5 protein-coding genes are annotated in these 7,210 nt (G+C 48.3%); 2 read left to right on the top strand and 3 right to left on the bottom strand.

Features of this window, described 5'->3' with window-relative positions; genetic code table 11:
* Positions 1 to 120: 120 nt before the first annotated feature.
* The 3 genes from prsR to A9165_RS16020 are packed head-to-tail and all read right to left on the bottom strand — an operon-like array spanning position 121 to position 4,314.
* Positions 121 to 1,491, bottom strand: coding sequence for a PEP-CTERM-box response regulator transcription factor (prsR, locus tag A9165_RS16030; protein WP_008610057.1), 1,371 nt, complete (start codon positions 1,489 to 1,491; stop codon positions 121 to 123).
* A 1-nt stretch (position 1,492) separates the two neighbouring features.
* On the bottom strand, positions 1,493 to 3,550 hold the full coding sequence (gene prsK, locus A9165_RS16025; protein ID WP_065956631.1) for an XrtA/PEP-CTERM system histidine kinase PrsK: 2,058 nt from the start codon (positions 3,548 to 3,550) through the stop codon (positions 1,493 to 1,495).
* An 11-nt stretch (positions 3,551 to 3,561) separates the two neighbouring features.
* Complete coding sequence (locus tag A9165_RS16020; protein WP_008610059.1) at positions 3,562 to 4,314, bottom strand: serine protease; 753 nt, start codon at positions 4,312 to 4,314, stop codon at positions 3,562 to 3,564.
* A 183-nt stretch (positions 4,315 to 4,497) separates the two neighbouring features.
* On the opposite strand from A9165_RS16020, the gene A9165_RS16015 reads away from it, so the two are divergent.
* The gene (locus tag A9165_RS16015; protein WP_008610060.1) at positions 4,498 to 5,373 is read left to right on the top strand and encodes a PEP-CTERM/exosortase system-associated acyltransferase; all 876 of its coding nucleotides are present in this window, start codon (positions 4,498 to 4,500) and stop codon (positions 5,371 to 5,373) included.
* A gap of 1 nt (position 5,374) precedes the next feature.
* Complete coding sequence (locus A9165_RS16010) at positions 5,375 to 6,994, top strand: FAD-binding oxidoreductase (protein WP_065956630.1); 1,620 nt, start codon at positions 5,375 to 5,377, stop codon at positions 6,992 to 6,994.
* Positions 6,995 to 7,210 lie beyond the last annotated feature (216 nt).

Raw genomic sequence — 7,210 nt, 5'->3', positions numbered from 1 at the left:
TGATCCCGCCTCCTACTCGATTTGTTGTACTACAAAGTGAAGCTTAATAAACGCTAAAGGGTACAGGTATCCTGAGAAAGGCGCTTTTCTCCTCCCTTTAGCTGTCAGCTCTGAGTTGACTTAGGACTCAGTTGTTTCGCTTTCAGTCCCCTTTAAATCGTATAACTTGTATTTATCAATCAGGGCATACAGGGTAGGGCGGCTTACGCCCAGCAAGTCAGCCGTTTTCGACAAATTGCTGTTTGCCAGCACATAAGCCTGACGAATACCTTCCGATTCGGCCTGCTCGCGGATCTGGCGTAAGGTTTGAAAGCTGCTCTTATTTGCAGTGGGGCGAAACCCAAGATCCTCAGCATTAATAAGCTTACTTTCCGATAAAATCACCGCTGACTTCAGCTTGTTTTGTAATTCGCGGATATTTCCAGGCCAGTTGTGGCTCAGCAGCGCTTCAGTTGCACAGGGAGTGAAGCCCTGGATTTGGGTTTTGTATTCCTGATTAAAACGATGCAGTAAAGCTTTAGCAATCAGAATAATGTCGTGACCGCGATTGCGCAGTGGTGGGATCCGCAACACAATCTCGCTGATCCGGTAGTAGAGGTCTTCGCGGAAGCTTTGCGCGGCCACCATATCCTGTAAATCACGATGGGTCGCGCAGATCACTCTGACATCGACTTCTATTTCGCTGCGGCCACCAACCCGCTCAATAACCCGTTCTTGTAAAAAACGCAGCATTTTAGCTTGCAGCGAAAGGGGCATATCGCCAATTTCGTCCAGCAGCAAGGTGCCACCATTAGCGCACTCTATTTTACCAAGGGTGGTTTTTACCGCGCCGGTAAAGGCACCTTTTTCATAACCAAACAGTTCGCTTTCCAGCAAATTTTCCGGAATAGAGGCACAGTTAATCGCGACAAAAGGTTTGCCGGTACGCGGGCTTTGCCGGTGAATAGCCCGGGCAAAAACTTCTTTACCGGTACCGCTTTCGCCTAACAACAAGGTGGTGATTTCTGTAGGTGCAATTTTCTCAACAGTGCGACAGGCTTTCTGGATAGCTTCACTATTGCCAATAATATCCGCCTGCTGATAGCTACTGGCTTTTAAAGCTTTGTTTTCCTGCTCTAACTGACTTAGCTTAAAGGCACGTTGCAGAATAATGTTCAATACATCGGCATCGATGGGTTTCTGATAATAATCGTAGGCGCCGAGCGCTATGGCCTGCAACGCATGATTATTATCGGTACTGCCTGTAAGTACTATGACCTTGGTTTCCGGTTTAGCAGTTAAGATTTCGGTGAGGCAAGCCAAGCCCTCTGAGGCATTGGCGGCATCAGGTGGTAAGCCCAGATCCAGCGTAACAACGGCTGGTTCAAAGCGGCGCAATTGCGTCATGGCTTGTTGCCGGTCGGCAGCAAAGACCAATTCGTAATCACTGAGGCTCCATTTTAATTGTTTCTGGATACCCAAATCATCTTCAATTACCAAAACGGTATGCATCTTACGATCCTTGTAGCAAAGCGATTGCTGCTGGCTGAATATTGTTAGCTAAGTGTAACGGAAGTTCCAGTTGAAAGGTAGTGCCAAGCCCCGGTTGGCTTTGTACTTTGATGCTACCGCCGGCCTGTTCAATAAAGGTTTTGGCGTCATAAACGCCTATGCCCATACCGGCATTACCTTTAGTGGTATCAAAAGGTTTGAACAGCCGGTGCTCAATAAAGTCGGCTGTCATACCGCTACCGGTATCGCTGATTTCAATCTTTAACTGTTCCCCGCTGGCATCAAGGGTTAAGCGGATCTGGCCATCATCTGCAGTGGCGTGCTGGGCGTTATCCAGCAAGTGGAAGATAATATTAGCAAAGCGCTCTTTATCCAGGGTTAAACTGGCATCCTGTTTTACGATAAGTTCAGGTGTCGGGAGCTTATTCGCACAACGTTGGCTGATCACCTGCTCTAATAACGAGGCGACAGTAAAGCTGCGCAGTGGATGAGTCGGGCTTTGTTTGCTGGTCAACTGTGACAGCATATGATCCAGACGTTGTTGCATTGCCGCCAGAGTAGTAAAGCTATCTTCGATAAACTCGGGATTATGCTTATGCTTAACGGCATTGCGTAGCAGCAAATCCAATTGTGCCTTTACGTTTTTCAAATCGTGCACCACAAAGGCAGACATCCTGCTAAAGGCCGCGAACTGGGCATTCTCACTGAGCTTGTCGCTATGTTGAATCAGCTGGAGCAGGGCGGCAATTTGCTCTGAAACCACCGACAAGTAATCCCGCAATTCCCAGTTGAGTTTCAATGGCTGCCCGGCATTTGCCTGCATCAAACAAACGCCCCAGAGCTGATCTTTAGTCCTGATTGGTAACAGCAGCTGGAACTTTAACTCTGCCTGATCCAAGCCGGTGGTCAGCTCATCACTTTCGCTTAGGTCAAGTTGCCAGGCATCATTCTGATGTTGCTGATAGTAACGCTCCAGCAGTGTGAGTTCGGTTTCTGTTAGCGCCGGGCGTTGCTGCAAGGCCAGGACCTTGATCTGGGTTGGCGTTTGAAATTGCAGTAAGGCACCTTGCTGGTAATGAATGGAATCCAGCCACACCCCCAGGATCTGTTGAAAGCGGCTGGGTTGATTCAGATCGACCTGCCTAAGCCCTTGAGTCAGTTTTAACCATTGTTCACGATAGTCAAAGCGGTTGGCAAAAAAATGCTTTTCAATAAATACCTTTACTTTGCGTCTGACGGTGGCTGATAGCAGTAACAACAACATCAACACAAAGCCCAGTACGATAAAGCTGGTTTGTAACAGTTCGGACCAGCTACCGCCGACATACCGCAGGTAAAATCCGGTCAGTGCCAGCAAACATAAATACAGGCCGGCAGCCATTACCAAAGTGCTCTGCAGCACGACATCGCGGGAGATATAGACCTTGATTTCCCAAACGGTAATACGGCGAATGGAGAGCGTCAGCACAGGTACCAGCAAGGCAAAAACAAAGCCCCTGGCTTGCCATAGCTGTAAATCAACCCGGGCGAACAGTGCCGATTCTGCCAGCAGTACAAAATCAAATACAGCGGCAGCACCCAGGGCGATAATCAGAGGTTTATATTGCCATTTCTCGGCATCAGAGGCTTTACGATATAAAGCCTCAAGTAATGCCAGTTGTACGACACAAAACGCCAGAGAGCCGGTATACAGCAAGCTATTGGATGCGGGCAGGAGCAGCGCGAAGCTCAGCCAGATCACGCCTAACAGCAGTGTCAATAAGGTGTGCGGTTTTAATAGAAACGGTGTGATGCCCGACTGAGGCTGCAAAGCGGCCAACAAGAACAAAATCAGTAGCAACTGGCGTAACCATTCCAATACCTTGGACATCGGCTCGGCATAGGGGATAGCCAGGGTCGTGGCGTACCAGAAGGCCCAGAGCAGGCTACTGACGGTAAAGGCTAGCAGCAGTTGCTTAGGAACGTTATTCGTTCTGGTAGTTAAAATCAGCAGTGACAATATGCCATAAGCCAAAGCCGCCAGCGCAAAGCCAATTTGTTCAGGAGTAAAGGCCAACATAGCAGCAACCATTATTCAGTGCGGCTTAGCAGGGCTAATAAATGTTGCACCGGGATCGCATAGGTAATGCCGCTGGGATCACTTAACACTGCCTCACGGGTGCTTTTTACATGCACCTGATTAATCACGCCAATAACCTGCCCGGAATGAGGTAAATAGAGCGGACTGCCGCTATTACCGGGATAGGCTGTCGCATCTAACTGATACACCAGATAGGGGGCGCCTAAGCGGCGGATCGCAGCAGCATGTAAATTAGCTGAGTTATCGGCCGGGATCGCGACAGGCGTTTGCGCGGCAATAATACCCCTATGAGTTGCCGGATGCAGGCCCAGTACCTGAGTGATCGGAAAGCCGGTAAAGGCAATGTCCGTACCCTCAGCCACTAATTCTGGCGTACTGAGTAACGTGAGGGCGGGTAAGCGTTGCTGGATGGTTAGTACGGCTAAATCATAAGCCAATGCAGAGCGTTGCTGCAGTACTTTATGCTGTACAATCTGATTGCCCTGGCCCGACAATACAACGTATTCTTCCTGGCGATTAGTATCCAGCGGACTGGCGATAACATGGTAGTTAGTGACAATCTGATTACCCGGTGGCACCACAAAACCGGTACCAACCAGCCGTGTTCTTGGAGAGCCGGTTGGGTTATGAATGCCAATAGCGACGATTGCCGGCTTAACCTGTTGGATTGTGGTACTTAATGGCTGTTGAGCCTTTAAAGCGCCGGCTTGTAACAAAAATAAAATGATAAAAAATATGCGCATATCAATTGCCTGCCTTAGCGTAATCCATCATCTTGTATTAATCTTAACTTATAGTACTCGAAAAGGTACCTGCTGGTTAAGATTAAATATTTCTACTGGAAAGTATTGTAATTTAGCAGGCAATAGTAAAAAGTGTGATGCCAGTACTTTAGGGTACTTACGACAATATGGGCAGAGGGATTTATGAAACAGCTTAGAGCTTTAGCGGATAAACCTATTATCGGCGGTATGGTAAAAAAGGCCATTTCCACTCTCGCCAGCAATGATGCGAAACATATCTCTGAACACTTCTCGCAATACCTTAAACCTCAGGTTGCCTCAACGGCAGATCTAAAACATGAAGTTTTTAAACTGCGACACAATGTGTACTGTGAAGAATTACATTTCGAAGATTTAAAACCCAATCACGAGGAATTTGATGAGTTTGATAGCCACTCGATTCACTGTTTTATCAGGCATCTTGGTACTAGCCAGATGGCTGGCACGGTGCGATTGATAACTTCAGATCATCCACAACAATTACTTCCAATTGAAAAGTTTTGCTCTCATGCCATTGAGGATTTAAGTTTAAGCCCGGCCAATTTTGCCAGGGAAAATATTTGCGAGTTTTCACGCCTTGCCGTGCCGGCGATGTTCCGGAAGCGGGCAATAGATAAATTTGCCGGCGCCGCGACCGGTGCAATCGATGAAAGTACCTTTTCAGCTAATGAGTTACGCTGCTTCCCCTACATTGCGATTTGCTTGTATATGGCGGCGGCGGCTATGGCTTTTCATACCAACCGGCTGCATGCTTTTGTAATGATGGAGCCGCGATTGGCCCGCAGTTTAAGCTTTGTTGGCATTAACTTTAAGCAGCTTGGTGAACCGGTGGAATATCATGGTAAGCGGGCAGCGTACTACATTAACTCTGATATGTTCCGTAAAAACATTTCATCAGGCTATATCAAACTGATGAAATCGATTGAAAAAGAATTATTTAGTCATCAGCAAGTCGCTGCGCGCGAGAGTCAAAGCAATGGGATCCAGCTGCCGAATGGCCCGCTGTTTAGCGGAGGCTAGGGTGCAGTTAGCAGAACGTATCACACAGTGCCTTTCTTCGGCCTGTGAGGTGATAACGGGTAATGATGCACTGTTCACCTATCAACAAAATTGTGAAGCTCAGGCAACGGCCACGTCTTTAGTTGTCAAGGTGGCAACAGAGCAAGATATCCGGCAACTGTTACAACTGGCCAGCCAGTTAACCCATACCGATGACGCCTTCGCCATTTTCCCAATCAGTACTGGCAAAAACTGGGGCTACAATTCAGCGACACCCAATAGTCCCGCGGTACTACTCGATTTAAGTGGCTTACGACAGATCCGGGTGATTGATGCGACTCTGGGATTATTTGCAGTGCAACCCGGTGTAACGCAGCAGCTATTACGTGACTTTCTTGACCAACAGCAATTAGCTTTTATGGTGCCGGTAACTGGTGCGGGTCCGGATTGCAGTATTTTGGGTAATGCACTGGAACGTGGCTATGGCATTACCCCCTATACCGACCATTTTGGGGCAGTAACGGCTATGCGTGCCATGCTGGCCGATGGCAGTATCGTGCAGTCAGCGGTGGCCGAGTTAGATCAAAGCCAGGAAGGGCTTATCGATCACACCTATAAGTATGGTGTAGGGCCCTATCTGGATGGCTTATGGACCCAGAGTAATCTGGCTATCGTTACCGAGATCACTGTGCGGCTAAAAGTTAATCCTGCTGCCTTTGATGCATTCTATATCCAATTTCAGGATGACCAGCAGTTTGAACTGGCGCAACAGATTGTGTTTCAGATCCTGCGCGATTTGGAGGGCGTCGTCGGTTCAGTGAATATCATGGATCGTAGGCGGGTTGCAGCCATGATGGCTGCAAATCCAAATGGCGCCGCTGCGCATCAGGTGATGACAGAACAGCAGGTGTCTGATATTGCAAAAGCCTATGATATACCGGCCTGGACTATTGCCGGCACCCTTTACGGCCGGCCAAGAGTGGTGGCAGCTGCCAAGGCTGAAGTAAAAGGCATTATCGCTGGTAGGGCGAATAAGGTCCTGTTTTCCAGCAGCGCCTTGATAAAAATAGGACGTCTGGCGGTTAAACTACTACCGGCTTTATTAGCCAAACCGGCAAAAATGCTGGCATCGCTGGATGCCGGTATTCAAATTATGCGCGGTGTGCCTAATCAGGTTGCCCTGCCTTTAGCTTACTGGCGCAATCCCAGAGTTTCACCCACTGCCAGCGCTAGATTAAACCCGGCGGCTGATCAGTGCGGTTTACTTTGGTACGCGCCCCTGGTGCCGATGCGTGCTGAGGCAATGCGGGCCTTTATCCAGCATATCCGCACGCTTTGCCCCAAGTATGGTATTGAGCCAATGATTACGTTCACCAGTCTGCGCCATGATACGGTAGACAGCACTATTCCAATCGTATTTAACCGCTTGGATCCAGAGGCTGTGGCGCAGGCTAAAGCTTGTTTGGCTGAATTGGTAGCGGTTGGATTAAAGCATGGTTGGGTACCGTATCGGTTAAATCTGCAGCAGCAGGCAGAGTTGTTACAGGCTGATACCCCATTCTGGCAGGTGGTGCAGCGCTTAAAGCAGGCGCTGGATCCTGAAGTACTAATTTCCCCGGGACGCTATTGTCCAAAGCCTTAGTCAAATAGCAAAAAAAGGTCGAGTACAACAATTGGCAGAATCGTTAAAATTCGATATCGCGCTTAGCCAGATGTCGGTATTAACAACATTTGTCCTGCTGCTTGCTTACGGTCATTCAAATTTGTGCTCGACGTTTTGATACAGATTTTAAAATTTAAAGCTCATAGAAAACAAAAAAGGCGGGATAATCCGCCTTTTTTGTGTGCGCCCAGCATG

It is taken from the genome of Alishewanella sp. HH-ZS (genome assembly GCF_001704375.1).
Lineage (GTDB): Bacteria > Pseudomonadota > Gammaproteobacteria > Enterobacterales > Alteromonadaceae > Alishewanella > Alishewanella aestuarii.
This window is presented reverse-complemented; position numbering and strand designations above follow the sequence as displayed.

Bases quoted from the DNA above. Each gene is read 5' to 3' on its own strand.
- A9165_RS16020 (WP_008610059.1), bottom strand. From the start codon at position 4,314: ATGCGCATATTTTTTATCATTTTATTTTTGTTACAAGCCGGCGCTTTA.
- prsR (WP_008610057.1), bottom strand. From the start codon at position 1,491: ATGCATACCGTTTTGGTAATTGAAGATGATTTGGGTATCCAGAAACAA.
- prsK (WP_065956631.1), bottom strand. From the start codon at position 3,550: ATGTTGGCCTTTACTCCTGAACAAATTGGCTTTGCGCTGGCGGCTTTG.
- A9165_RS16015 (WP_008610060.1), top strand. From the start codon at position 4,498: ATGAAACAGCTTAGAGCTTTAGCGGATAAACCTATTATCGGCGGTATG.